The sequence below is a fragment of the Porphyromonas sp. COT-052 OH4946 genome (assembly GCF_000765965.1).
Lineage (GTDB): Bacteria > Bacteroidota > Bacteroidia > Bacteroidales > Porphyromonadaceae > Porphyromonas > Porphyromonas gulae.
The window spans coordinates 206075-231213 of record NZ_JQZY01000014.1; the positions used below are offsets into that span (position 1 = coordinate 206075).

General features: G+C 50.8%; 22 protein-coding genes. 8 read left to right on the top strand and 14 right to left on the bottom strand.

Annotated features, from left to right (window positions below):
- Positions 1–39 precede the first annotated feature (39 nt).
- Positions 40–3402 carry a transcription-repair coupling factor gene (gene mfd / locus HQ50_RS05955; protein ID WP_039429041.1) on the top strand — a complete coding sequence of 1121 codons (3363 nt, stop codon included), beginning with the start codon at positions 40–42 and terminating at the stop codon, positions 3400–3402.
- Here mfd and lpxE read toward each other — a convergent pair.
- The 3 genes from lpxE to pheS all read right to left on the bottom strand — a co-directional run bounded on the left by lpxE (position 3379) and on the right by pheS (position 6493).
- Complete coding sequence (gene lpxE, locus HQ50_RS05960) at positions 3379–4716, bottom strand: lipid A C1-phosphatase (protein ID WP_039429043.1); 1338 nt, start codon at positions 4714–4716, stop codon at positions 3379–3381. The two genes, mfd and lpxE, sit on opposite strands and share 24 nt — an antisense overlap.
- 61 nt (positions 4717–4777) lie before the next feature.
- Complete coding sequence (nth, locus tag HQ50_RS05965; protein ID WP_039418981.1) at positions 4778–5452, bottom strand: endonuclease III; 675 nt, start codon at positions 5450–5452, stop codon at positions 4778–4780.
- Positions 5453–5470: 18 nt separating this feature from the next.
- On the bottom strand, positions 5471–6493 hold the full coding sequence (gene pheS / locus HQ50_RS05970) for a phenylalanine--tRNA ligase subunit alpha (protein WP_018964230.1): 1023 nt from the start codon (positions 6491–6493) through the stop codon (positions 5471–5473).
- A gap of 125 nt (positions 6494–6618) precedes the next feature.
- On the opposite strand from pheS, the gene HQ50_RS05975 reads away from it, so the two are divergent.
- Entirely contained in the window at positions 6619–7215 is a 597-nt protein-coding gene (locus HQ50_RS05975; protein ID WP_235314671.1) for a hypothetical protein, read from the top strand.
- Positions 7216–7370: 155 nt separating this feature from the next.
- On the opposite strand, the gene HQ50_RS12120 is transcribed toward HQ50_RS05975, so the two are convergent.
- The 5 genes from HQ50_RS12120 to purN form a co-directional block, all read right to left on the bottom strand.
- On the bottom strand, positions 7371–7478 hold the full coding sequence (locus tag HQ50_RS12120) for a DUF1661 domain-containing protein (protein ID WP_369794171.1): 108 nt from the start codon (positions 7476–7478) through the stop codon (positions 7371–7373).
- 326 nt (positions 7479–7804) lie between these two features.
- Positions 7805–8128 (bottom strand): hypothetical protein, encoded by a 324-nt coding sequence (locus HQ50_RS10715; protein WP_080732478.1) that lies wholly within the window; start codon positions 8126–8128, stop codon positions 7805–7807.
- Between the two features lie 4 nt (positions 8129–8132).
- The gene (locus tag HQ50_RS05980; protein ID WP_039429050.1) at positions 8133–9674 is read right to left on the bottom strand and encodes a YifB family Mg chelatase-like AAA ATPase; all 1542 of its coding nucleotides are present in this window, start codon (positions 9672–9674) and stop codon (positions 8133–8135) included.
- A gap of 24 nt (positions 9675–9698) precedes the next feature.
- Positions 9699–10739: a redoxin domain-containing protein gene (locus HQ50_RS05985; protein ID WP_039429053.1), complete on the bottom strand. Its 1041-nt coding sequence runs from the start codon at positions 10737–10739 to the stop codon at positions 9699–9701.
- A complete protein-coding gene (purN, locus tag HQ50_RS05990; protein ID WP_039419639.1) occupies positions 10736–11317 on the bottom strand; it encodes a phosphoribosylglycinamide formyltransferase in 582 nt (193 codons plus the stop codon). The genes HQ50_RS05985 and purN overlap by 4 nt, the downstream gene beginning before the upstream one ends.
- Before the next feature lie 169 nt (positions 11318–11486).
- Between purN and HQ50_RS05995 the strand changes: the two genes are divergently transcribed.
- From HQ50_RS05995 to rnc, 3 genes are read left to right on the top strand one after another with little or no spacing between them, the layout of a single operon-like run.
- Complete coding sequence (locus HQ50_RS05995) at positions 11487–11723, top strand: acyl carrier protein (protein WP_004584733.1); 237 nt, start codon at positions 11487–11489, stop codon at positions 11721–11723.
- A gap of 10 nt (positions 11724–11733) precedes the next feature.
- Complete coding sequence (gene fabF, locus HQ50_RS06000; RefSeq protein WP_018965481.1) at positions 11734–12990, top strand: beta-ketoacyl-ACP synthase II; 1257 nt, start codon at positions 11734–11736, stop codon at positions 12988–12990.
- A 20-nt stretch (positions 12991–13010) separates the two neighbouring features.
- Positions 13011–13787 (top strand): ribonuclease III, encoded by a 777-nt coding sequence (gene rnc / locus HQ50_RS06005; protein ID WP_230587852.1) that lies wholly within the window; start codon positions 13011–13013, stop codon positions 13785–13787.
- Between the two features lie 131 nt (positions 13788–13918).
- Here the strand turns inward: rnc and secDF are convergent, their stop codons facing one another.
- The 5 genes from secDF to rpsO all read right to left on the bottom strand — a co-directional run bounded on the left by secDF (position 13919) and on the right by rpsO (position 19619).
- Complete coding sequence (gene secDF / locus HQ50_RS06010; RefSeq protein WP_039429055.1) at positions 13919–16864, bottom strand: protein translocase subunit SecDF; 2946 nt, start codon at positions 16862–16864, stop codon at positions 13919–13921.
- A gap of 301 nt (positions 16865–17165) precedes the next feature.
- A complete protein-coding gene (locus HQ50_RS06015; RefSeq protein ID WP_230587171.1) occupies positions 17166–17720 on the bottom strand; it encodes a GNAT family N-acetyltransferase in 555 nt (184 codons plus the stop codon).
- A complete protein-coding gene (locus HQ50_RS06020; protein WP_018965477.1) occupies positions 17668–18297 on the bottom strand; it encodes a metal ABC transporter ATP-binding protein in 630 nt (209 codons plus the stop codon). Before HQ50_RS06020 ends, HQ50_RS06015 begins: the two co-directional genes overlap by 53 nt.
- A complete protein-coding gene (locus tag HQ50_RS06025; RefSeq protein ID WP_039429058.1) occupies positions 18287–19234 on the bottom strand; it encodes a metal ABC transporter solute-binding protein, Zn/Mn family in 948 nt (315 codons plus the stop codon). The genes HQ50_RS06020 and HQ50_RS06025 overlap by 11 nt, the downstream gene beginning before the upstream one ends.
- Positions 19235–19349: 115 nt before the next feature.
- Entirely contained in the window at positions 19350–19619 is a 270-nt protein-coding gene (gene rpsO / locus HQ50_RS06030) for a 30S ribosomal protein S15 (RefSeq protein WP_004584741.1), read from the bottom strand.
- Positions 19620–19892: 273 nt separating this feature from the next.
- Between rpsO and HQ50_RS06035 the strand changes: the two genes are divergently transcribed.
- From HQ50_RS06035 to HQ50_RS06045, 3 genes are all read left to right on the top strand, one after another.
- Complete coding sequence (locus HQ50_RS06035) at positions 19893–20924, top strand: hypothetical protein (RefSeq protein ID WP_039429060.1); 1032 nt, start codon at positions 19893–19895, stop codon at positions 20922–20924.
- Positions 20925–21179: 255 nt separating this feature from the next.
- A complete protein-coding gene (locus tag HQ50_RS12575; protein WP_158487791.1) occupies positions 21180–21272 on the top strand; it encodes a DUF1661 domain-containing protein in 93 nt (30 codons plus the stop codon).
- A 304-nt stretch (positions 21273–21576) separates the two neighbouring features.
- Positions 21577–22458 carry a fructose bisphosphate aldolase gene (locus HQ50_RS06045; protein ID WP_004584745.1) on the top strand — a complete coding sequence of 294 codons (882 nt, stop codon included), beginning with the start codon at positions 21577–21579 and terminating at the stop codon, positions 22456–22458.
- Positions 22459–22600: 142 nt separating this feature from the next.
- On the opposite strand, the gene HQ50_RS06050 is transcribed toward HQ50_RS06045, so the two are convergent.
- The gene (locus HQ50_RS06050) at positions 22601–25126 is read right to left on the bottom strand and encodes a prolyl oligopeptidase family serine peptidase (protein WP_039429063.1); all 2526 of its coding nucleotides are present in this window, start codon (positions 25124–25126) and stop codon (positions 22601–22603) included.
- Between the last annotated feature and the right edge of the window lie 13 nt (positions 25127–25139).

Here is a 25139-nt window from a genome sequence, read left to right on the forward strand (position 1 = left end):
AGAGAAAACGAATTCAATTAGACCGCTTATTTTTGTCTCATGATCAAATCTTCCCAAGCAATCGATATTCTTTCCCTCTTTCGCCGGCACAACGGCGTTCAGGCTTTGATGAAAGCCCTCGGCCGAGAGAAGTACGTAGCTCTCGACGGGCTTTGCGGCTCATCGGCCGCCCTTATAGTGAAACTGCTGCACGAATCCGGTCGCCCTGTCCTGTGCATTGCTTCGGATATGGAAGAAGCGGGCTACCTCTTCTCCGATTTGGAGCAACTCGGAGGAGAGGGAAGCGCACTTTTTTTCCCCTCTTCCTATAAGCGAGCCATCAAATACGGGCATACCGATGCGGCACAACAGGTACTTCGTGCCGAGGCTTTGGCCGCTCTTTCGATGGACGGTAGCTGTCCGCTTGTCGTCTCTTATCCCGAAGCCGTGGCCGAACGCGTGATCGCCGGCAGCATACTGGAGAAAGAGATGCACAGCATCCGTCAGGGAGACCGGTTGGATCGGGATTTTCTCAGAGACCTTCTATTGGAATGGGGCTTCGAACGAACCGATTACGTCTATGAGCCGGGGCAATTTGCCGTGCGAGGCAGTTTGCTGGACGTGTTTTCTTTCAGCCGCGAGCTGCCGGTACGCCTCGACTTCTTCGACGACGAGATAGAAAGCATCCGTCTCTTCGAAGTGGAGAGTCAGCTCTCGGTGGGGACGCTGTCCGAAGTCGTACTGATGCCTGATGTGGCAGGAGATGCTCGTGCCGAGGAGTGTCTGCTCGGCTTATTCCCGAAGGATACGATCATCGTATTGCCGGACAGGCCGTTTCTGGAGGATCGTCTGCAAGCGGTGTTTACCGATGCTCCGCTCTTCGATGACGGCGAAGGATTCGGATCGCTCGAAGCCATGCAGGAGCGGCTCACATCGCCCGGGGAGCTGATGGACAAGCTGAATGGCTTCACGACCATCGCCACCGGCAGCGGCAGGAGCGGCAATTACCGTATCGGCTTCAAGACGCAGCCGCAACCTCTCTTTCACAAGAATTTCGATCTGCTCATCGACCAACTGGAACAATGGCGAGATGCCGGCTACAGACTGCTTTTGGCCACAGCCTCGGATAAGCAGTACGCCAGAGTGGAAGAGATCCTTTCCGAGCGTGGAAGCTCCTCGCTCCTTCCGGAAAGGGTATCGCTCACCTTACACGAGGGTTTTTCGGACGAAGCTCTTCGGATCGCTCTGCTTACGGATCACCAGCTTTTCGATCGTTACCACAAGTACAACCTCAAAAGCGACAAAGCCCGTTCGGGGAAAGTGACCCTCTCGCTCAAGGAGCTGAACCAATTCTCTCAAGGCGACTATATCGTGCATATCGATCACGGTATCGGCCGCTTCGGAGGCCTTATCACGACCGATGTGGGAGGGAAGCGGCAGGAAGTAATCAAACTCATTTACCGCAATAACGATATTATATTCGTCAATCTGCACAGCCTTCATAAGCTGTCCAAATACAAGGGCGGCGACAGCGATGCGCAGGTAGAACTGAGTCGCCTCGGCACGGGAGCCTGGCAAAAGCTCAAAGAGAGGACCAAAAAGCGAGTCAAGGATATTGCTCGCGATCTGATCCGCCTCTATGCCCGAAGGAAAGAAGAGCGAGGCTTTGCATTCAGTCCGGACAGCTACCTACAGCACGAATTGGAAGCCTCTTTCCTGTACGAAGATACGCCCGATCAGGAGCGTGCCACGGCAGAGGTAAAAGCCGATATGGAAAGCGATCGTCCGATGGATCGGCTTATCTGCGGCGATGTCGGTTTCGGCAAGACGGAGGTAGCTGTTCGTGCTGCATTCAAAGCCGCCACAGACGGCAAGCAGGTGGCGATACTCGTGCCCACCACCGTACTGGCCTATCAGCACTATCAGACGTTCAGGGACAGGCTGCAAAATTTCCCCGTGCGCATCGAATACATATCCCGCGCCCGTTCGGCCAAGGATATTAAAGCGATTCTGCACGACTTGGCAGAAGGACGGATCGATATCATTATAGGGACGCACCGCCTCGTGAGCAACGACGTCAAATTCCACGACCTCGGCCTGCTGGTAATCGACGAAGAGCAGAAATTCGGTGTGGCAGTGAAAGAAAAACTGCGCAAACTGCAGGTCAATGTCGATACGCTGACCATGTCTGCCACGCCTATCCCCCGTACTTTACAATTCTCTCTGATGGGCGCACGCGACCTCTCGAACATCAACACTCCTCCGCCGAATCGCTATCCCGTTGCCACCGAATTGGCACGGTTCAGCCCCGACATTGTTCGGGAAGCTGTCAATTTCGAGATGTCACGCAACGGACAGGTCTTCATCGTTCACAACCGAATAGACAATATAGAAGAGATCGCCGGCATAGTACAACGCGAAGTCACCGATGCACGCGTGGCAGTGGGGCATGGCCGTATGTCGCCCACAGAACTGGAACGGCTTATCCTCGATTTCGTCCATTACGAGTACGATGTATTGGTCGCCACTACAATCATAGAAAACGGTATCGATGTGCCTAATGCCAATACCATCATCATCAACGATGCCCACCGATACGGTCTGAGTGAGCTGCACCAGCTTCGCGGACGTGTGGGACGGAGCAACAGGAAAGCCTTTTGCTATCTCTTGAGTCCGCCGCTCAGTGTCCTGAGCGACGATTCGCGCCGTCGCCTCCAAGCTATCGAAAACTTCAGCGACCTCGGCAGCGGTATCCGTATCGCTCTTCAGGATTTGGATATACGTGGTGCCGGCAATGTGCTCGGAGCCGAGCAGAGCGGATTCATTGCCGACTTGGGATATGAGACGTATAGCAAGGTTTTCAATGAAGCCGTTTCCGAACTCAAAGCGGACGAGTTTGCCGATCTTTATGCAGAAGAAGCTACTCCTTCGGCTTCCCGGTTTGTAGTGGAGACAACTGTCGAAAGCGATTTGGAGCTTTCCTTCCCCGAAGAATATGTGCCCTTGGATTCGGAACGCATTCTCCTCTATCGGGAGTTGGACAATCTCTCCACGGACGAGGAGCTCGAAGCATTCCGACGCCGTATGCAGGACCGTTTCGGCAAGATTCCGCGCGAGGGAGAGGAGTTGATACGAGTGCCCCGATTACGCCGGCTTGGCCGTTCGCTCGGTATAGAGAAGATCGTATTGCGTGGAGGACAGATGAGCTTCCATCTGGTCGGCAAGGAAGACAGCCCTTACTATCAGAGCGAAGTATTCGGTATGCTGTTGGATTATATCGCAGCGCACACACGTCGGTGCGAGATTCGTCAGTCCGGAGGAAAGAGGATCGTTCGCTTGCGCGAGGTGCCCGATGTGCTCACCGCTTGCGAACTCTGTACGGCTATTTCCGCCCAATCGTCAGCGGAAAGGATAGAACTGTAGTCCGACTGCAAACTCAAATCCCCGGTAAGGTACGGTAGCTCTCTTTTTGAGAATTGACCAACCGGACGTCTCTTCGACAAGGTGATAGACTGCCTCGCCGAGCTGGTACCCTGCATGTGCTTCTACTCCCATACGGTGAGATAATTCGTGCGCCACTCCTATACGGAACGCCGGTTGGAAACTCGAACGCCGGCGTAGCTTCAAGAGCATTTCTCCCTGCTCGTCTTGAGCAGCAGTAAAAACGGTACGAAACAGTATTGAAGGAACTGCCTCCGCCCAAAGGAAAGCTCTCTGCCAGGGGTGCCATTGCACGCCGGCGGAAAGACCGACTGAGATCGCCGGAGCTACGCAGACCTTTGCCGACCGTTCTCGCGTAAAGACTTTCAGCTTCTCTGTCGAGACGCTGAACTGCGATCCGATTCGTACCCAGCGAGCAAAGCTTGGATTGAAGGTCGTCTTCAGGTTCATGCCGAAAGCGTTGGTACGTTCCACTGTCTTGCCATCAAAGTCCATATGCCGGCTGATGTATCTATTCCCGGTAGAAAGAGAAATAACCATGCTTTCCAGAGTCCCTTCCTGTTTCTCTGTCAGCTTGTAGTTGTAACCCGTAGGGTCGCGGAAGATCAGATCGCTGATCCAATAACCTAATTCTCCGACCAATATCCCTACGGCAGCTCCACAAAGCACATCGCTGGCCCAATGCCGATTGTTCACGATGCGACTGATCCCCGTAAGGGAGGCTACAGTATAGCCCGCCACGCTATACCAAGGGCTTCGGGAGCCGTATTCGAGATGAAAAAGAGTGGCGCAGGCGAAAGCCGTTGCCGTATGTCCCGACGGGTATGAATTGGCAGCGGTGCCATCCGGACGCAACCGTCCGAACGAATACTTTCCGGCATTGACCATTCCACCCATAAGTGCCATACCCAAAGCATCCGATACAAGCATCTTTCCCCATGATTTACTACGTCCCTTATAGCCCAATCCCCTCATCGTAAGTTGTGCCATAAGGGGAATGAGCTGAGTCACGTTGTCTATCTTGGTATGAAAACTGCCGGCACCGGTAAAGCGAAGCTCTCGGATATTGTCATCCACGTTGAAAGTAAAGAGAGACGCAGCCACAAGAGGCAGGGAATGCCGCAACGTGTTTTTCATCGGTTTTACATGGTAAATACCGATGGCAGGAGGAAACATTTTGGTCGAATCGGATATGCAAGTCGTATCTGCCATGTTGTCGGATGGAGACGATGCTTGCAAATGGAATGGGAGAGCAAGTAAGAGAGCAAGCAGGAGTATAAAGCTTTCTCGATTCATAATGCCTTCGGAATTAAGGCATGGAGCGTTTGTGCGGATATTATTCGCACAGCAGGCCTTATCATTCCCCTTTTTTCGGAAGAGCTGTACTATCCTTCTTAAAAACTTTCGAGTAGTAGCGGCAGAATGGTGCTATGCCACAGTCTGCACACTTGGGCTTGCGAGCCAGACAAACGTACCGTCCATGCAGGATCAGCCAGTGATGGGCTTTCGGTATCAGTGCATCCGGAATATAGCGAACCAATTCTCGCTCCGTCTCCAGTGGCGACTTCGAGCCGGTAGTCAGGCCTATCCTTTCGGATACTCTGAATACGTGCGTATCTACGGCCATGGCCGGTTTGCCGTAGACAACGGAGGCTATCACATTGGCTGTCTTACGGCCTACGCCGGGCAGTTTGGTCAGCTCCGACACCTCGTCCGGCACCACTCCTCCGAAATCGGAGCAAAGCTTCTGTGCCATCCCGACCAGATGTTTCGCTTTGCTGTTCGGATAGCTGATACTTCCTATATAAGACAGCAAATCCTCTGCCGTGCTCCCGGCCATATCCTTTGCTGTCGGATAGGCAGAGAAGAGAGCCGGCGTCACCATATTGACACGCTTATCGGTACATTGTGCCGAGAGGATAACGGCCACCAGCAACTGGAAAGGATCCCTGTAATGCAACTCCGTTTCGGCCACCGGCATATGCTCGGTGAACCAATCAATAACAGCTTTGTATCGCTCCTCCTTGCGCATCCGATACCGGTCAAAGGGTTAGTGTACGCTCTTGAACTGTTCCAAGAAGTTGAGGTCGTTCTCAGAAAAGAAGCGGAGGTCCTTGACGCGATACTTGAGATTGGTGATACGTTCGATACCCATACCGAGTGCATAGCCGCTGTATTTCTTGCTATCTATGCCGCAGTTGTCCAATACGTTGGGATCCACCATGCCGCATCCGAGTATTTCCACCCATCCCGTATGCTTGCAGAAGTTGCAGCCTTTGCCCCCACATATATTGCAGGAGATGTCCATCTCGGCAGACGGTTCGGTAAAGGGGAAATAAGAAGGGCGAAGGCGTATTTTGGTTTCGGCTCCGAACATTTCCTGCGCGAAGTAGAGAAGCACCTGTCGCAGATCGGCGAAAGAAACATCCTTGTCCACATACAGTGCTTCCACCTGATGAAAGAAGCAATGCGCCCGATAGGAAATGGCTTCGTTTCGGTAGGTGCGCCCGGGGCAAATGACACGAATCGGCGGTTGTGTCTTTTCCATCACACGGCTTTGGACACTGGATGTATGCGTACGAAGGATGACATCGGGGCGATGCTCGATGAAGAATGTATCCTGCATATCGCGGGCGGGATGGTCTTCGGCGAAATTCATCGAAGAGAATACGTGCCAGTCATCCTCTATCTCCGGCCCGTCGGCGATACTGAAGCCGAGTCGGGCAAAAATCTCGCAGATCTCCTGCTTCACCAGAGAGATCGGATGGCGTGTGCCCAGTCTCGTCGGATATGATGTTCGTGTCAGGTCGGTTTCTTCCGAAGCCTGTGCAGAGCCTGCCTGTGCCTGCTCGCGAAGGGAGTTGATGTGCTCCTGAGCCTTGTTCTTCAGCTCATTGAGCAATTGTCCTATTTGTTTTTTCTCTTCGGATGGCACCAGTCGGAAGTCATCGAACAGACGGGATATTTCTCCTTTCTTGCTGAGATACTTGATTCGCAGGGCTTCGGCTTCCTCTACAGTGGCTGCCACACACTGACCGATTTCTTGTAGGAGTTGATTGATTCTTTCTTTCATATCGTTGGCGATAGAAGTGCTGTTTGTATGTATAGGAAAAACAAAGGTATAGGATTTTCCATTACCTTAGTTCCGATAATTTACAGACGAGAAATCAGATTCTCTTCACTAATACCGAACAGAAAATGAGAAGTAAAATCTTTTTCTCCCTCTTGATGGCCATCGTTTTCTCGAGTGGGGGATGCAAAACGAATCGGACCAACAGTCCCACAGAAATGACGCAGACTCATAACCAGAAGCCCCAAAACAATTTCCCGAAACCCATCCTCATCGGAGGTGAAGACCGCCACGACCAAGATGGCTTAGCCCCCATGACACCGGCCATGGCATTGGCTCCGATCATCATCTACAAGACGCGAGGCGACTATCGCAATCTCGTGCCTATTACCCTCTCGACTGACAAAAAGGATGTGGTGGCACGTCCTGCCCCTTCCGATCTTCGGTGTGGCGATGGTCTCTGCACTCCGGTGGAGCTGGCTGACGGCTATCTGCTCGACCGCCGTGGCGTAGGCCCGACTTCGGCTTTCGTCGAATACACGTATGAGCAGTACTTTGCCATCAAAGGTATTCCCTCCCAGAGCGACCTTTTGCAGAGGATCGTGGATGCGGATCCTTTCACGGAACTCTACCGCTGCGACCGTAGCCGCTGCAACCCGAACGACATTAAATCCATGAACGCCTACATCAAAGCCGGCAAACCCGGAGCCGTATCGCTCAAATAAAGAAGTCTGCGGGATTTTTTCTTCAAGAGAAAACTCTTTTGGGCTTTTGGCAGAAACTCACAATCAGTACGGCGTTGATGTATCGGAGAGCGGCTTTTCGCCGATAGATCTCGCCTCCGCTATGGTATCATTTAGGAGTTGCCCTTCCGATCATCCTAAACTTCCCTTTTCGAGAACACGAGCGAAAAATATCCCGATTGCGGTTCGTGATTTCTGGGAAAGTGGCACGAGATTTTTTTCGTTGTGGCGCGTAAACTTTTCACTTCCCAAACCGGAACGAAAAAGTTTACGCGCCACGTTTTTTCGACCGATGTTCTGCGTTTTTTCGGTCTGTGACGTGTAACATCGTCAAGTCTGTCCCAAAGTATGCCACCTCGAATATCTTATTTGCCGACAACATCATTATGGCCAACAACGAACACTGTCAATCGCTTCTTGATATTCTTCAAACAGTGAAGTCCCGTTCCTTCGATTAACTTTCCGGCAAACGTCAGTCGATGAGAGTTTCATTACTGTGAAACTACTCTTGGCCGACTATAGACGGGAAAATTCGGAGAAGGGACGCACTAGTCCTTCCCTATTCGAGACGTTAGCGGAGGAGATGAGCGGGAGAGGAAACAGAGAGGAAGTGGTAGAGACGCACGGGAGCGGTCTGTAGCAAGTGGAGCCGACTTTGTATTTCAGGAAGTGTGATACTTTGTGTATCAGCAGGGAGGTGAGGCGACAGATCAGCCGGACAGAGCAGAAGACTCCCCGACAGAAAAACAACGGCCTCGGATTCGTGAGAAAAAGAGCTTAACTCCCAGCATCCGGATGCAGCATCAAACCGGAGAAGAGGGTAAGGGTAGCTCGTTTCGCCGATAATCAGGCGATGGGCGGCGAATGAGGGCAGGCGTGTGTGTGGGCTTTCCATTGTCTCAAGCCTTACCCCAGTTTTCTCGGTCGAGATTGCGGTAGCCGATGGCTTCTGCTATGTGTTCGCCACCCACATCTTCGCTGCCTGCCAGATCGGCAATGGTGCGTGCCACTTTCAAGATACGGCCATAGGCACGAGCGGAGAGGTCGAAGCGTTCCATAGCGGTCCTCAATCGTTGAAGTCCCTTTTCGTCGGGCAGTGCATAGCGGTTCATCAATTTGTCGTCCATCTGGGCATTGCAATGGACACCGGGGTAGTCGGCGAATCGTTTGCTTTGGATTTCGCGTGCTGCCACCACTCGCTGACGGATTTTCTCACTGCTTTCGGCCGGCCGGCTGTCGGATATTTTCTCAAAAGGAACGGGTGTAATCTCTACCTGTATATCGATCCGGTCCAAAAGAGGCCCCGATATGCGGCTGAGATACTTCTCCACCTGTCCAGGTGCACAGGAGCAAGCGCGTGTGGGATGGTTGTAGTAGCCACAAGGACAGGGATTCATAGCAGCTACGAGCATGAATCCGGCAGGATAGTCCACGGTCATTCTGGCTCTCGAAACGGTGATCCGCCGATCTTCCAAAGGCTGCCGCATCACCTCGAGAACGGAGCGGTTGAACTCGGCCAGCTCGTCCAAGAAGAGCACGCCATTGTGAGCCAGACTGATCTCTCCGGGCTGCGGATAAGTGCCGCCACCCACAAGGGCTGCGGAAGAGATGGAATGGTGGGGCGAACGGAAAGGGCGTTGGGTCAGGAGCATGGAATTGACCCCCAACTTACCGGCCACGGAGTATATTTTGGTCGTTTCGAGCGATTCGCCAAGTGTAAACGGAGGAAGGATTCCGGGCATTCGCTTAGCCATCATGGATTTCCCACTGCCGGGACTCCCCACCATGATCAGATTGTGTCCGCCTGCAGCCGCCACTTCGAGGGCGCGCTTCACCTTCTCCTGTCCCTTCACCTCCGAGAAGTCGAAAGATACCTGCTGCTGATGGTCGAAAAATTCCCTGCGGGTATCGACTATGGTGGGCTGTAGCTGATCGCCTCCGTTGAAATGGCTGATCACCTCTGCTATATGCTTCACACCATAGACATTGAGGTTGTTCACGACGGCTGCTTCACGTGCATTTTCCGCCGGGAGGATCAGTCCGTCGAATCCTTCGGCCCGTGCTTGGATGGCAATGGGCAAGGCTCCTTTGATCGGACGGAGCGATCCGTCCAGCGAAAGCTCGCCCATAATCATATAGCGCGGCAGGGAGTCTGCTCCGATAATGCCATCTGCAGCCATGAGTGCAATGGCAAGGGGCAGGTCGTAGGCAGTACCTTCTTTTTTGATATCGGCCGGACTGAGATTGATCGTAATGCTCTTTTGGGGAAAGGCGATATTCAGGCAGTCGTATGTGGAGCGGATTCTATCCAGACTCTCACGAACTGCTGCATCGGGGAGTCCTACCATGCTGAGATAGCAACCTCGGGTGATATTGACTTCGACGGTAACGGTAAGAGCATCTATGCTGTGCAGAGCAGCGGCAAAGGTCTTTACTAACATAAATACGGGGAAAGTGCGTGCGAACTATGGGAGACTGTGACCGGCATGGCGGCTGCGGATGTATCCGGCAGTGTCGATATGGACAGTATATGGGAGGCTGTCTATGCCGTATCGTTCAAGAAGTGTCGATACCTGCCCGACACTGTCCGACACGACGCGCAACGGCATGGCCAATCCTGCGGTCAGCTTTCGGAGCGATGAGTCCGGTGCAAAAAGTGCGAGGGTCAGGACTTCCGGCTTTTTCATTCCTGTTTTATTTTTCCAGGCTTTCAGGCATGCGACAGTAGCGGAGTCCGGCTTATTAGCAAAGTGCAAAAGGACATCTTGCCCCTTGTACCAGGAAAGCGTAAAGGATCGCTGATCGATATCCTTGACAAGGAAGTCCGGTGCCAAACGGCCGATTGCATACGACTCGTTCTTTCTAAGGACGGAATCAAGAGGTGCGGGGAGCCGGTGCATCGAAATACCGGAGCGACGAACGAATGCCGCATCGAAGAGATCGTATTCCTCCACCAATCTGTTTATACCGGGGGCATCGGAATGGGAGAGATAGAAGCGGAGGGCTTTGAGTCGCAGATCTGCGAAGGCTTCTGCCTTGGAGGGAAAGTCGGTCGTTCGGAGATGATCCTGATAGCTGCGGATCTCATCATCCGCTGTTTGCATGAACTCATTCAGTGTAGCATGGGTGCTTCCTCCTTTTATTTTAGGCAGGAGAGGTTGGTCGGCATCAAGCGTGATTGTGAGATCCTCTCCCCTTTCAGGATAAAGCCGAAGCACATTATTGCCTTCGTTGAAATAGAGCAAAATGCGATTAACATCGCCTTTGACTTTGTGTCGGATCCGGGCTTTGGGTGGCGTGACTCGTATTTCTTCTGTGCTAAAGGAGCCTCCTCCTTCCAGTCGAAGGACTAAAACAGAATCGCCACTGCTGAGATTGCTCAGCTTAAGTTTGAGGTGGCAAACATCGGATTCTCTACTGCATGAAAGCGTGAGGAACAGAATAAGCCCTATTACTATATAATATAGTATGCTGGATAGAGTGCGCATGGGGAAGGAGTGTTTCATGATTCTGCCGGAAGCCGGAGCAAGTATTCCTCTATGGCCTCAGGATAGTGTGCATATTCCAGAGCATGGATCCTTTCGGCAAGCGTATCGGGCGTATCTTCCGGAAGAACCGGACAGACAGCCTGACGGAGGATTCTACCATGATCATAATGTTCATCGACGAGATGAATGGTGATACCGCTTTCTTTCTCCCCCGCAGCAAGTACGGCTTCGTGTACATGATGGCCGTACATTCCCTTTCCACCGAACTTGGGCAGCAATGCCGGATGGATATTGACGATCCTGTCGGGGAAAGCCTCCAAGTAAGGAGGGGTGATATAACACATGTAGCCGGCCAGAACGATCAGTTCTATTCCCAACTCTTTCAGTAGGGCAATAGGCTTGGTTCCTTCGTGCATTTCTTTCGTAGTAAAGGCATAAGCCGGAATTTTCAGCCGTTCTGCTCGTGCCATTACTCCCGCATCGGAGTGATTACTAAGGATGACAGCCAAGCTTGCCAAACCTCTTTGGGAAAAGAAATGATACAGATTTTCTGCATTTGAGCCATTGCCGGAGGCTAAAACCGCTACTTTTCTCATTTTATTTACTATTTTTGCTGCACACAAAGAGTGCGATTGTGCAGATTTCACGGCGTCAATAATGGAAATAACACAGTATTTTCTGTACCGAATCCGCTAAACGACGCAGAATGAAACACAAAGATAAATAAGAAGATTATTAGTAATAACCATTTTAAAGAACAAGACTATGTCTGAAGTAGAAAAAAAAGTAATCGACCTCGTAGTTGACAAATTGAATGTAGAAGCTTCTGAAGTAACGCGTGAAGCCAGTTTCTCAAACGACCTTGGAGCAGACTCTCTTGATACAGTTGAGTTGATGATGAATTTCGAAAAGGAATTCAACATGTCTATTCCTGACGACCAAGCACAGGAGATCAAGACAGTCGGCGACGCCATCGACTATATCGAAAAAAACCTGAAGTAATAATACTCCGATGGAACTGAAAAGAGTAGTAGTAACAGGGTTAGGCGCCATTACTCCGCTCGGCAACACCGCTCCCGAAACATGGGAAAGCTTAGTGGCAGGCAAGAGTGGAGCCGGACCTATCACGCTCTTTGATGCCTCCAAGTTCAAAACGCAGTTCGCCTGCGAAGTGAAGGGTTTTGATCCTTTGCAACATTTTGACCGCAAGGAGGTGCGTAAGTTAGACCGCTACGCGCAACTTGCACAAGTAGCGGCCGATGAGAGTGTAAAAGACTCCGGCCTCGATTTGGACCAATTGGACAAGAATCGTGTGGGAGTGATCGTTTCTGCCGGAATCGGTGGTCTGACGACTTTCGAGAGTGAAGTGCGCGACTATAATCCGGAGAACGGGCCTCGCTTCAATCCGTTTTTCATCCCCAAGATGATCTCCGATATTGCAGCAGGCCAAATCTCAATCAAATACGGCTTCCATGGCCCGAACTACTCCATCGCATCGGCATGTGCGTCTTCTACCAATGCTCTGATCGATGCTTGTCATCTGATCCGCTTAGGTAAGGCCAATGTAATCATCGCAGGAGGCTCTGAGGCGTCGATTTGCGCTGCCGGAGTGGGAGGTTTCAATGCTATGAACGCTCTCTCCACGCGCAACGATGCTCCGCAAGAGGCCAGTCGTCCCTTCAGCGCCAGCCGCGACGGATTCGTTATGGGCGAAGGAGCTGCATGTATGGTTCTCGAGGAGCTGGAGCATGCTCTTAAGCGTGGTGCCCGTATCTACGCCGAATTGGTGGGAACAGGTCTTTCAGCCGATGCATATCACCTGACGGCAAGTCATCCTGACGGGTTGGGAGCCAAGCTGGTTATGACAAACGCCATCGAAGACGCAGGCCTGAAGCCGGAGGATGTTGACTACGTCAATGTGCACGGTACCTCTACTCCTGTCGGAGACATTTCAGAAGCGAAAGCTATCAAAGATGTCTTCGGAGAGCATGCTTATAAGCTGAACATCAGCTCTACAAAGAGTATGACGGGACACCTTCTTGGAGCTGCCGGTGCCGTAGAGGCTATGGTATGCGTGAAATCCGTACACGAAGATATCGTTCCGCCTACTATCAACCATCAGGACGACGATCAAGATCCGGAAATCGATTATAGCCTGAACTTTACTTTCAACGAAGCACAAAAGCGTCAGGTACGTGTAGCCCTATCCAATACGTTCGGATTCGGAGGACACAATGCCAGCGTTGTATTCAAGAAGTTCGAGAAATAATAGATTGATAGATAACTGCAATGTTGTCTTTGAGTACATACTTATCAAGACTCCCTTGGCGAAAGCCGAGGGGGTCTTTTGTTTTGCTTTCGGATACTCTTGGTTTCAAACCAAGGCAGATTCCTTTATATGAGCTGGCTTTTCGGCATAGCTCATGTAGTTTGATAGATGACGAGGGACACAGGCTGAACAACGAACGTCTGGAGTTTCTCGGCGACTCGGTTCTTGCCACTGCGATCAGTGGTTATCTGTATCGCCAACATCCTCATTGGAATGAAGGAGATATGAGTCAGCGGCGCAGCGCGATTGTCAAAAGACAGATCAACAACATCGTGGCGCAAAAGCTCAGACTGGACCGATTCCTGATCGTTCGCGGCGAAATATCTCAGATGAGTCCTGATATTATGGGCAATACACTGGAAGCCCTTATCGGAGCAATATATATGGACAAAGGATACCAAGCAGCGGAAAAGTTTGTCCTTACACGCTTCATTCCCGTCTTTCATGAATTGGAAGACAGCCTGACGGACACTACTACGAATTACAAATCCCTTCTACTTGAATGGGCACAGAAACACCACTTGAATCTGGAGTTTCGTCTCATTTCCGAACCTAAGCGTGCTCACGGAAATTTCAATTACGCTGTGTTTGTGGATGACCATCGTATCGGTAGCGGAATCGGCATGAATAAAAAAGAAGCTCATCAGAATGCGGCACACGATGCTCTGGAAAAGTTGAAGCGTGCACGCGATTACCGACAGAAAAAGAAATTCTCATCATCTTCAGAGTCGGAATAAAGACACAAACCCTGTACACAATAGCTTGTGCAGCAGTTTCTTATTGCATTTTCAGAAAAAGAAGCAACCCCAACGACACTCCATTTCGTGTCGTTGGGGTTGTTGCTTTAGAAGTAAGCGAAGCGATCGAATTATTTCTTAGCTGCTTTGTTGAGCTTGCGCTTTTGGATCTCGTAGGCAAGCGGTGTAGCAACAAAGAGCGTAGAGTATGTACCGATAACGATACCGAGAAGGATCGAGAACGTGAAGCTACGCATCGTAGCACCTCCAAAGATGAAGATAACCAACATCACGATGAAGGTGGTCAAAGAGGTATTCAGCGTTCGAGCCAATGTTGAGTTAAGAGCATCGTTGATTACTTGGTAGCGATCTCTGTTAGGATACAACTTCATCGTTTCACGAATACGGTCAAAGACAACCACGGTGTCATTGAGCGAGTAACCGATGATAGCCAAGATGGCAGCGATAAAGTTCTGATCAATCTCCATCGTGAAAGGAAGAATCTTCCACAGCAACGCATACAGAGCGATAATCGAGAATGTAGTAGAAGCTACAGAAACGAATACCCCGGCAGAGAATGAAATATCACGGAATCGAATCAGAATATAAATTGCCATGAAGATCATCGACAACAACACAGCCCAGATAGCACCTCTCGTGATGTCGCTCGACATGCTGGGGCTTACCTTTTGAGAGCTAACGATGTTGTCCAAGAACTGATCGGCCGCAGGCTCTTGTGCATAGAAGCCTTTCAGACCCTGATACAGTTTGTCTGTAATCTCAACTTCTATCTCTTCGCTTTCTTCCTGAATCTTATAGTTCGTAGATATACGCACCTCTGTTCCATCTGTACCAATCGATGTAACCAAGACTTTCTCTTGCAACGGAGAAGACAAGGCGGAACGGACAGCCTCGGAAGAAACAGGCTGATCGAATTTAACTACATAGTTACGACCTCCCGAGAATTCGATACCCCTGTTGAGACCGATCGTAAAGGAAGCCACAAGACCCAATGCGATGATAACCATCGGGATGATAAAGCCCACCTTACGCTTGCCCAGGATGTTGTATGTCGGATTGACAAGAACGTTGCGAGTAAGACTTGTCGTAAATGTAACCTTATCCAAACGACCTTTTTTCGCCAGTCTCTCGAAAACGATACGAGTCAAGAAGACAGCCGTGATAAAAGAAGCGATAAGACCGATAATCAATGTAGTGGCAAAACCACGAATCGGACCCGTTCCATAGAGGAATAGGATGATACCGGTAATGATAGTCGTAACGTTGGAGTCGAAGATGGCAGAGAAAGCGTTGCCATAACCATCCGTAACGGCACGAATCGGAGTCTTACCGGCACGAAGTTCTTCCTTGATACGTTCGAAGATAAGCACGTTAGCATCCACAGCCATACCAAGCGTCAGCACCAAACCGGCAATACCGGAGAGAGTAAGCACGGCATGGAAAGATGCCAATACCCCCAATGTAAAGAAGCTGTTTACGATCAATGCACCATCAGCAATGAGGCCCGGCAAGAAACCGTAAGCAAGACACATGTAGCACATCAGAATGACCAAAGCAAGGAGGAATGACAAGAATCCGGCTTTGATGGACTCAGCACCGAGCGTAGGACCAATCACGTTTTCCTGCTCGATACTTACAGTAGCATCCATTTTACCGGAGTTGAGTACGTTGGCAAGGTCGCCCGCTTCCTCCACAGTAAAGTTGCCGGAGATCTGAGAGCGACCGCCCGTGATCTCATCGTTCACATTCGGTGCGGAATAAACCACTCCATCCAAAACGATGGCGATAGAGCGGCCTACGTTATCCTTTGTGATACGCGCCCATTTGCGAGCACCTTCCTCGTTCATCGTCATCGAAACGATTGGTTCGGAACGACCGAAGTCATTCTGGATGTCACTCTTGGCAGAAGTCACCACTTCACCACCCAAGTCAGGGTCTCCCGTACGATTGGTGCGAATAGCATAGAGCTCATAGAGGTCCGTTTCCTTTTTGGTTTCGGGATCTTCGATTGCTTTAGCGCCCCAGAGGAAAAGTACGTCTTCACGCGTAACCTTCAAGTCGTGAGCTTGCTCGAGCATTTCGGAGATCTGAGCCATATTGGCACGACGGGCCACACCCACTACAGCACCACCACGATTCACGGGCGTGAGCAAAGAGAAGAGTACATCTTTACGAGTAGCATCCTTGGCCTCGTCTTGCACTACTGCAGCAGAATCAGCTACAGCTTGTACGGCGGCAGAGTCTGCAGTTGCGGCTACAGAGTCAGTAGCTGCAGGCACCGTTTCGGGTGTAGCGTCTGTGCTGTTCATAGCCAACTCGCTCAGGCGAGCATTAGCAGCGATCAAGTCTCCACTAACCTCGTCGAATTTGTATGTACGCCAGAACTGCAGATTGGCACTGCGCTGCAAAAGAGAGCGAACACGCTCCGGATCTTTCACACCGGGGAGCTCCACCAGGATACGTCCCTGCCCTTCCAATCGCTGCAGATTGGGAGCAACCACACCAAAGGCATCGATACGAGCGCGGAGCACATTGAACGAAGCCTCTACAGCACTGTTATATTTTTCTTTGAGCAGATGCACTACGTCTGCATCCGTAGACTTTGCGGTAATCTGGTCGCGAAGGTCACCCGAACCGAAGATAACGGCCAAGCGTCCGTTGGGGTCGAGCTTGCGATATTCCTTCACGAAAATATCGATGAAGTCGGATTGTTCCGTGCTCTTGGCAGCATTCTCCAGGGCTTTGTTGAAGTTGGGATCCAAACTTTTGTTAGAGAGGTTGCGAAGCAGATCGCTTGCGTTAAGTTTCAAGATAACGTTCATACCCCCCTTTAAGTCAAGGCCAAGACCGATTTGCTGGGCTTGAGCTTCTTTCAGCGTGTAGCCGAACCAGACCTTCTCATTCGACATGGAATCAAGATAGGCCATTCCGGCAACATCGCCCATCGCCTTAGCCTTCTTTTCGTAACGGTTCGTAACGAAAGAGAATGACAGGTAAAACGCACAGATGATGGCCAGAGCCGATGTGATAACAATCACAAATCCTTTGTTTTGCATTTTGTCTGTTACTTATTTTATTGTTAGATTTTTTTCATCTATACAAGCATATTCATAGGGCGCAAAGTTACGTTTTTTTTTACACCATCTCTCACTTTATATATAGAAAATAGCCGACGAATCCGATCATCGGCAGCAAAAACAGTGTCACTTTGCCTCAGTTCGGGCAGTGAACCGGATCCTACAGGATTCCCCCTGTCATACCAACCAAGTAGAGCAAAAGAGGCTGTTCGCCAAATGACTCAGCCGAACAACCTCTTCCACACCGAGGATCAGATCGGGAGAGTCGGAGCAGCTGCTTTCAGAGCGATTTTTCGAAAGCGATGTATGGCAAAGGCTTCTGCTTCATATGGAAAGAGCAAACCTGCCGGTAGCCAAGGCGACGGAAAAGGCTCTGTGCAGCCGTATTGGGGCTATACGTATCTATGTGTATGCAGGTGCCCCCTTGTTCGCGCGCTATCGTCTCGGCAGAGGAAAGCATGGCAGCGGCATACCCCTTGCGAAGCAGAGAGGAATGAATGCCCAGGCGGTGTATCGTATAGGCTTTCCCTTCGGTCTGCCACGGCAACGAGTCGTATTCGGCCGGCATCTGATCGTTCACGGCCATTACCCCCAAAGGGATGCCCTCTATCTCCAGCAAATAGGCTTCTCTCCGGGCTATATCCTCCCGAGCTTCCGGTTCTCCGGGGTATGCTCCCTGCCACTGAGGATTGCCGGAGGCAAGCATGGTTCGGCGAGCATCCTCCCACAGGGCAAGAATGCTGTCGTAATCGGACGGAAGAGCCTGACGGATGAGATAAATATCAGTCGAGGGACAATATCCTGTCTGCCTGCTGCCAAATGGATTCTCTATCATGTGAAATCAATAAGATGGTTGCCCCCTCTTTGTGTCTTTGGGATACGGTCTGTTGTACAAGTGCTTCGGCCAATTCATCCAAGTAACTGTTGGGTTCGTCGAGCACAAGAAGTTCGGGACGGCTCACAATGGCTCTGGCCAATAGGACACGCTGGAGCTGCCCTCCACTCAAGTCCGAAATAGGCCGCTTGAGCAAGTCGCTTATCCGAAGATCGGAGGCTGCACGGACTAAAAGCTCTTGGTGCGAACCACGATTGCTCTCTCCGAGCAAACCCGATCGAATGACCTCCTCCACACGAATGGGAAAAGCCCTATCGATACGATTGAGTTGAGGCAGATAGCCGATCGAAGGCTTCGCACAAGGCTCCCCCTCCCGGTCGTAGAACGTAAGACTCCCTGATCGTAGTGGCAGCAACCCGATTATTGCCTTCACGAGGGTGGACTTGCCCCCACCATTGCGTCCTACGATACCGAGAAATTCGCCACGAACAACATCGAGCGAATAGTCCCTGAAGACATTTTTCTGTCCATAGCCGAACGAGGCCGACTTCAGGCTGAGCAATAAGCTACCGTTCATGAGCCAAAGTGCGAGCAATATGTAAAATTTCCTCCTCCCACGAGCTGCGCAGAGGATTGATCCTTACCGGACGAGCACCGATCTCGCGCGCAATGTCTTCCGCCTGACGCGTTTCGAATTCGGGTTGGATAAATACGATTCTGACACCATCGGCACGTGCCTGATCGATCACACTACGAAGGTGGGCAGCCGTAGGCTCTTTCCCATCCTCCTCTATGACGATCTGCCGCAGGCCGAATTCTTGGGCGAAAAAGCTGAGCGATGGGTGATATATGACGAAGGCTTTGTCTGCCTTGCCATTGGCAAACATGGTATCGACGAGCCTCTTCACGCTGTCGATACGTGCGTTGAGACGGTCGTGCCCTTTGTCCCATTTGTCTTTCTCGTTCGGATAAAGCTCCACAAGTGCATCGTATGCTGCACGACTGAGTGCCTTTGCTCCTACCACACTGCTCCAATAGTGCGGATCGTGGGCATGCAGATCTGCATGTGTATGATCTGTGCAGGAGTCGTGGAGATCCGCGCCTCCGGCATCCGTCAAGGCTTTGCCCATTTCAAAAAGAGGAAGCTTAGGGTTATTGTCCCGAATGGCCGAGAGATTTCTCTGCTCAAACCCCAATCCGCCTATATAGAGGTACGCATCTGCTTCGGACAGACGCTTCATCACGGCAGGCGAAGGGTCGTATTCCTCCGGATTGCTTCCGGCCGGCACCAATGCCACCACCTGCACCGACTTATCCGCAATGGACTCGATGAAGTATTTCTGCGGGTCGATGGTCACAGCCAGCGTACGATCGAAACCTGAAGCAGTACCCCCTCCACAAGCCAACAAGGCAATACATGCGGAGATAAAACCGAGAAAAAGTGGCAAAAAAAGAGTAGCTCCCCGACCCCAAAAGTTCGAGGATACATATCGTGAAAGTATCGTCCTGATCATAGATTGCAAATCTACCAAAAAGAAAGGCTGTGCCCTAAGGTTTTACCCTTATTCGACACAGCCCGTAGGCAACTTTTTTATTCAGGCAAATGCTCTTTGAGGCACTCTGCGAGAATTAGCGACGGATACCGAGTTCCTTGATGATGGCACGGTAACGCTCGATGTCTACCTTGATCAAGTAGTCGAGCATACGACGACGCTTACCTACCAGCATCTTCAAAGAACGCTCCGTAGCAAAGTCTTTCTTGTTCTGACGCAGGTGCTCAGTCAGATGCGCGATGCGAAACGTGAACAAAGCGATTTGACTTTCGGGGCTACCCGTGTCCTTCACTGACTTACCATACTTCTCGAAGAGTTCTGCTTTTTTAGCTGAATCCAAGTACATTTTCTTCCGTTTTTTAACGTGTTAAACAATAACTACTTCCGCTACTACGGTCGTAGATCTGGTCGCAAAGATAATATAAATACCTATATCACAGCACGAATCTGTTTCCTTCGCTCACACCATAACGGTGCCGTTGGACGTATGGATCCACATTGGGCCAAGCATTCAAGGAAAGGCGAACTCGCCCTTCTTTGCATTTTTGGCTCCAAAAACAAGCCAAGCAAGCCGAGATTCTATATACTTTCGTGCACTCTTTGAACAAAAAGACAGCTTATGAAAAAGTTATTCTCTCTGAGTGCGGTCATCGTACTCTTAATTTCCTTGCATTCTTGCGCGCCTCGCATCATCACCGAGCTGAACAAACAGTACCCTCCTTTGCCCGAGGGAACACCTATTGCGGTCTACGAACTCGAAAACGGTAAGCGTCCCCCTTCGGAGGCTGAGCTGGTAGGGAAAGTAAGGATCGCCGAATCCGGCATATCCCGGAGTCTCTCCTACTCGGAGGCCGTGCAGATTGCTCGCGAAGAAACCAGAAAAAGCGGTGCCAATATCCTGTACGTGATCAATCACCAACGACCCTCTATCTTCGGCAGCTCCATGCATCAGATAGGCGGACTGATGCTCCTGTCAGATTCTGTCGTGAGGAACGAGGGAGAAGGTTATCCCGACTCGCTCCTGTACGATTCGGGTCAAAGGGGGAAAATCGGCTCTCGGATCAAGGCACCCGTACACGACCTTTCATTCCATTTCGGCCCCTCTACCATCACGAATCGGACAAAAGGGCTGTCTTATTCGGAGCAGCAGCTGGAGAAAAAGCTAAGCAACGGACTTTCGTTCGTACTCCAATATAAATGTCACCCGAAAGGGAACCTCTACGGATTCGGTCTGATCGCCTCTCGATATGAAGCCGACATCACTAAGAAAATCGAATACCAGGGTACCGGATTCGCCAATCGATTGGACTATATCGCTCCCTTATTCAGCATGAGTACTGCTCTTTCGGAGCGGTGGTTGCTTGGGATGAGTTTCGGCTTAGGTTATTTGGGCTTCAAACAAACACTGACCGATATTTCCGATCCGAAGAGGGAAGGATACATCTCCGGCAGCACAGTCGGAGCAAATACGGCACTCAACATAGGATACAAGCTGAACAAACATTTAGGCATCGGGGGAGAGATCATGATGGTCGGTGGCGTTTTCCATCCGGATAACATAAAGACGACGAACATATCAGCACCCAAACCAAAAGAAAAGATGGGAGCCAATCGGTTCGACTTCACTATCGGTTTGCACGTTTACCTGTAGATCGGGATCTATCCGCAGTCGGCTGTGTACGGAAAAAATCGCCGCACACAGCCGATTGCCGTCTTACAGTGTCACCTCTTTATAGACCTTCATGAATCACACGCTCGGACAGGACGGACACGACACGTCGTGTCAATGATTCGCCATCACCCCTTTGGAGCAATACCCGTAACTCACTCATTCGAAAACACGAACCCAAAACGCTAAAATTGCGGTCTGTGTTTTTCCCAAAAGTGGCACCGGAATTTTTTCGTTGTGGCGCGTAATTTTTTCACTTTCCACGCCAAAAGCAAAAAGTTTTCGCGCCATGTTTTCAGCGACCACAAGCGCAAAAATTTTGGCGTGTAAACCTTTCGGGTACGAGATATAGTGTATCCGATACTTTGATGCGCGTTGTTAATCAGTGAGATCATCGCATTTGTCAGTATCAGCCTTTCAAGCATTTATCCTTGCTAAGAGACCTCTCCGAAGCAGCAATCATGAGTAGATATTCGAGAAGGCTGATTTTCCTCAGACCTTTAGCCCTCAAGATCCCTTCCTCCGAATCAATTATTCATGTGCGAACCGTCCCCTCTCACAAATAATCTCTACCTTTGAGGAAAACAAGAAAAACCACAAGCTATTTCGCTAATCTTATTAAAATAGACAAGCAATGAACAAAGAACAATTGCAGCAGATGCGTCAGGCTCCCGGCTTTGTAGGAGCATTGGATCAGAGTGGTGGCTCGACCCCTAAAGCTCTGAAGGCATACGGTATCCAACCCGATGCATATCAGTCCGAAGAGGAGATGTTCGATCTCATTCACCAAATGCGTACTCGGATGATTACTTCTCCGGCTTTCGCTACGGGCAAGATCATCGGTGTGATTCTCTTCGAACGTACCATGCGCGGCAAGATCGAAGGAATGCCTACCGCAGACTTCCTTTGGGAGAAAAGACACATCGTCCCCTTCCTGAAAGTGGACAAAGGGCTTCAGGACGAAGCCAACGGCGTACAGCTGATGAAGCCGTTCCCCGAACTCGGTAAGCTCTGTGAAGAAGCTGTCGGATACCACGTTTTCGGCACCAAGATGCGTAGTGTGATCAAGCAGGCCAACGAGCAGGGCATTCGCGACATCGTAGAGCAGCAATTCCAATGGGGAAAAGAGATTCTTTCTCATGGCTTAGTGCCTATCCTCGAACCGGAGGTAGACATCCACTGCCCCGAAAAGGCTAAGGCAGAAGAGATCCTCAAGCGAGAACTGCTGGCACAGTTGGACAAGATGACGGAGCCTGTGATGCTCAAGATTACGATCCCGACAGTGGACAACTTCTACAAGGAAATCATCGAACACCCGATGATGCTGCGCGTAGTAGCGCTTTCGGGTGGTTATTCCCGTGAGCAAGCCAATGAGTTGCTCAGCCGCAACCATGGCGTTATCGCTTCGTTCTCTCGCGCTTTGGTCGAAGGTCTCTCCGCCCAGCAGACCGACGCCGAGTTCAACGCTATGTTGGAAGCGTCTATCGAAGACGTTTATCAGGCTTCCATCAAGTAAAAAGCTTGGAGAGAGGAAAGCCGTAGAAGCGTAAAGACTTCTTTCGGGTTTTCCCGAATAGCGCAGGGGCTGTGTCGAGGTTTTATCCTCAGCACAGCCCCTGTTCTATTCGGTTGTTAGCAGGCGATACAATGCTTTCGCCTTAGAGATTCACAGGAGGATAGAGTTCGTTCCACCAGGTGGGATCGTCCTGCAGCCAACGGGCAAACCAAGCACAGATACTGTTCGTCCAGCGAATGCGTCGCTCCGGTTCGAGGATGAAATGATCCTGCTCGGTAAATTCGATAAACTCTACCTCGCGTCCGAGTATCTTCAGAGCATTGTACAGATTCACACTCTCCGCCGTAGGCACATTCGTATCCACAGAGCCGTGCAGGAGCAAGAGCGGAGTATGGATCTTGTCTGCCCTGAAGAGAGGACTGTGTCCGGCATACAGATCCGGATTGTTCCAAGGATAGCTATCGGTACTGGCCACAGTGCTGTAACCCATTCCCCAATATCCGCTCCCCCAATAGTTGCTGATCGAGCTGATACCCGCATGGCTGACTGCTGCGGCAAAAATATCGGTCTTCGTCTGAAGATACTGTGTCATGAAGCCTCCATAACTGGCTCCGAAGCAACCGACCTTCTTACCATTGACAAAGCTATGCGTGCGGATAAACTCTTTTGTTGCCCCGATGATCTCATCGGCTGTCCGATCGCCCCAGGCATTGACGTGACGAGCTGCATACTCCTGTCCATAGCCGGTAGTACCGCTGGGATTGAGCGTATAGACTACGTAGCCCTGAGCAGCATACATCGCCAGCGAGTAGTGTCCTTCCAGTGTCCTATTGATCGGGCTGGTTCCTCCATAGTAATAGACCAGCATAGGATATTTCTTGGAAGGATCGAATTGCGGAGGCAGGTAGTACCAACCCTCTACGACTGTGCCATCCGGAGCCGTATAGTTCCAGTCGCGTGCCGGTGTGAAATCGATATTGGCCAACTTCTCGGCGGACAGATCCCATACGAGTTTTCCTTTGGTCCCATCGAGCCGATAGAGTCTGTCAGCATTGTTGGCACTCTGGCCGCTGTACCAGACAGCACCATTATCAGCTGCCACACCGAACCATTGTACTACATCCTCTCCGGTCTGAATCTGACTGATCTCAAGGGTTTTCAGATCCAACCGATAGAGCTGCTTGCGCGATCCGTTTTCAGCCCTGAAGTAATAGTAGTTGTTTTTTTTGTCGAATCTCCCTGCCGATACACTGGGGTTGAAATTCTTGGTCAAGGCTGTTGCTTTCCGTGTGGAGAGATCGAACAGGAAGAATTGCTTGTCGTAAGAATTGGGAGTGACTCCCGATTTCAGGTTCAGTCCTATATTGCCGAAAGCATCTGCCGAACCCATTACGATCAGATGTTTGCCGTCGGGTGTATACTGGATTGCGTCGATGGAAGGATCGCGAGTGATAAGCGTATCCGCCTTGCCCGTCTCCATATTGTACTCCATGATAGTGGCAAAGCGGAAAGGACGGCGCGTCCAGTCCGTGGAGAGCGTACCGATCAGAGCACGCTTACTATCCGGTGCAATATCATATATATAGGTGGTAGAATAGCCGAATGTCAGCGGACCGTACACACCGCTCTCAGCATTCAATAGATAGATCTGCGAACGATCCCGCCAATCCGACTGTCTGTCGTCCGGATCCAGATGACGGATAAAGAGAGGATCTTTTCCGGGGCCTTTCTCTTGTTTGTAGAAAAGATAATAGCGCGCATCGGGCGACATCCTGAACTGCGATTCGGGTAGATTGGACACCAAGGTTTTTTCACCTTTCCCCATCGGATCGAAAGCCACCAAACGCTTCGCATTTCCTTCCTTGCGAATCACCATCAGCATATCTTCATGCGGCATCCAACCAAGGGCCTCTTTTTCGTTCAGATTGAGCAGGATATTTCCTTTGGCATCGCGCAGCTGGTTATAGGTTACAGCAGGCTTATTATCCCTGCTTACCCGATAAGAAGTAAGTACATACTTGCCCGTTGGAGAGAGACTCCCTCCCGATAGAAATGTGCCGCTCATCATGTGTTTGAGGCTCAGTCGCTCCTTACCCGTATAGTTGGGATAGAGAGCCGACGAATCGCGAGCGGTCTTCGGTTTTAGGACTACGCGCACATCCGTAGCAGTGGTATCGCCTTCGAGAAGCAGGCTCTTGAGCAGCAAACGATGTGTGCCGGGAACCAGCGAAAGGGATGCAGAGAAACGCAGCGTCGAGTCGCCCTTGGGATCCGGACTGTCAGCTATCCCTATCTGCTTGTCGTCCAACCAAAGAGACATTCGCCCCTGTCCGAATACCTCTATATCACCCTTTGCAAAATGTTCTGCCGTGAGGGCAAAGGTATAGACCGACATTTCCGAGCGTTCTGTCTTGGATCCGGCTTTTCTTGCGGCGATACGTCCGTTCTTGTCGGCCGACACGTTGCACAGATCTTGATCCGTCGCATCGTAAACTTGACGTAGCAAATCGGCAGGATTATACTTGGAGCCGTTCATCCCCACGGTATCCGTCTTAAAAGCAGTACGCACCGGCCACGGGCCTCCGGCCTTCATCTGCTGTATCGTCTGTGCCTCGAGGGAGGACAGAGCCGCAGCAGAGAGCAAAAGCATGAGTAATGATTTTTTCATCTCTTTATTCTAT